Annotated in this window: 2 protein-coding genes and 1 pseudogene; 2 read left to right on the top strand and 1 reads right to left on the bottom strand. The window is 43.6% G+C overall.

Annotated features, from left to right (window positions below; translation table 11 throughout):
- Positions 1-607, bottom strand: a pseudogene (locus JMX94_RS13160) (hypothetical protein); the annotation flags it as partial.
- Between the two features lie 146 nt (positions 608-753).
- Here JMX94_RS13160 and JMX94_RS13155 point away from each other — a divergent pair.
- Positions 754-1,269 carry a L,D-transpeptidase gene (locus JMX94_RS13155; protein ID WP_201566021.1) on the top strand — a complete coding sequence of 172 codons (516 nt, stop codon included), beginning with the start codon at positions 754-756 and terminating at the stop codon, positions 1,267-1,269.
- 190 nt (positions 1,270-1,459) lie between these two features.
- Positions 1,460-2,074 (top strand): nitroreductase family protein, encoded by a 615-nt coding sequence (locus JMX94_RS13150; RefSeq protein WP_201566019.1) that lies wholly within the window; start codon positions 1,460-1,462, stop codon positions 2,072-2,074.
- Positions 2,075-2,082: the final 8 nt, after the last annotated feature.

Below are 2,082 nucleotides of genomic sequence, written 5' to 3'. Positions count from 1 at the left end.
CTGCCGATTCCGAAACGCCTTCTATCGGCGCAGTTAAACTTTTATCTTCATTAGCTTCATTCGATTCGATAGAAGTTGGTTCATTGGCGGCAAAACGAGCAGCTGATAAAAACTGCGGTTGTAAGGCAAACCATTTATCCATCTCATCATTATCAAGTTGGCTATATTCGGCTAAAATAGCCAGCTCGCGTAAGACAATCACGCATAGAGACGTGAGCAATATCTGCACTTGCGATGTCGTTGCGTCAATCTGTTTGGCAATATATTCACTGGCTTTAATCACGCGAGCATTATCATAAAATATCGCATCCGCCGCTTCATGGCGATGATATAACGTCGCATTGATGGTGGAAAAATTCATCGAGTTATATTGGCGCAGCTCTTTAACCGCGCCGCGCCCAAACAGCTTTTTGCTCACCGCTTGTCCATCATTATGCTGCTGGTAAGCAAGCAAAGCACTGACAATGGCTTGCAAGCTGGCATCCATCGCCAAGCGCGCTTGCGGTAATGAAAGCTTGGCCGCATCTGCCAATAATGACACCATCGGCTTGGTATCTTGATAGAGAAAATCATACATCGACACACGTGTCGGTGAAATAGTCGTCATAATCTGCTAGCATCAAAAAGTGTGCCCCTATATTACGGTGCCAAAAGCCTTGATACAATCCCTTAATAATAGAAAAATTCACTCAACTTACTCATCATGCGGTCAATAATGACATCCATTAGGTGAATGACCGCTGGAATCCCTTTATGACAAATAATGAAAAAACGAATAGGCATTTAGTGATTAATATTGCTCAGCAAAATTTAACTCTTTACCAAGACGATAAAGAAGTGACTCAATATACGGTGTCTACCGCTAAAAATGGCATAGGCAGTCAGCAAGATAGCGGCTGCACGCCCCTTGGCAAACATTTTATCGCCAAGAAAATCGGCGCAAATGAACCTATGAATGCGGTATTCATTGGCCGTATTCCTACGGGCGAGATATATAGTGCAGAGCTTGGCAAGCACCATCCTGAGCGCGATTGGATATTAAGCCGTATTCTCTGGTTAAGTGGACTGGAAGAGGGAGTCAATAAAGGCAGCAATAGCCAAGGTGGCTGTGATACCTATCAGCGCTATATTTATATCCATGGTACGCCAGACAGCGAGCCGATGGGCTCGCCGCTCTCACATGGCTGCATACGTATGCGTAATGAGGATATTATGGAATTATTTGAGAGAGTGGAAGAAGGTACAGCAGTGATGATTATCGCTAATTAGCTACTATTTATTACTCATTAAAGCTTAAGTAAAACAGAATAACTTTATAGAGTGATTGATAAAATAAACTTTATAGAGTCTAGACGTTATTTAGTATATTGATATAATAGCCTCCTTGTTAATATCAACGTGTCATGCCAAATACGGCACGTTTAACCTACATTCTATTATAATTATCAGGATAATGATGATGTCTAAAGAAAGTCTAGTCACTTTACAACAAGTCTTTGATGAACGCCGTTCGGTATATGCTTTGGGCAATGAGCTACCAGTAGAGCCACAAGCGATTGTCAATATGGCCGAGCGTGTTTTATTGCATACGCCTTCTGCTTTTAATTCACAATCTTCGCGCTTGGTGGTATTGTTTGGTGCCGAGCATCAGCAGCTATGGGATATCGCCGAAGAGAAACTGCGTGCAGCCGTTGGTGATGGCGACTTTTCTGGCAGTAAGCAAAAGCTAGACGGTTTCCGTGCTGCCGCGGGTACTGTGCTGTTTTATGAAGATAAAAACGTGACTCAATCGCTGCAAGAGCAATTTGCGCTATATGCAGACAGATTCCCCGTTTGGGCTCGGCAAACCTCGGCCATGCATCAATATGCCATGTGGACAGAGCTACGTACCTTGAACGTTGGTGCCAACCTACAGCACTACAATCCGCTTGTTGATGAAGATGCCGCTAAAGCATTTTCTATTCCAGATAGTTGGGAATTGGTTGCGCAAATGCCGTTCGCTAACATTGTTGAGCCTGCTGGCGAGAAAACCTATCAGCCAGTTAGCGAGCGTATGAAAGTGCTAGGTTTATAAAAGCGCTA

Source organism: Psychrobacter sp. CMS30 (assembly GCF_904846565.1).
Classification (GTDB): domain Bacteria; phylum Pseudomonadota; class Gammaproteobacteria; order Pseudomonadales; family Moraxellaceae; genus Psychrobacter; species Psychrobacter maritimus.
Note: the sequence above shows the minus strand (reverse complement) of the source record. Positions and strands in the feature narration are given on the sequence as shown.

Bases quoted from the DNA above. Each gene is read 5' to 3' on its own strand.
- JMX94_RS13155 (WP_201566021.1), top strand. From the start codon at position 754: ATGACAAATAATGAAAAAACGAATAGGCATTTAGTGATTAATATTGCT.
- JMX94_RS13150 (WP_201566019.1), top strand. From the start codon at position 1,460: ATGTCTAAAGAAAGTCTAGTCACTTTACAACAAGTCTTTGATGAACGC.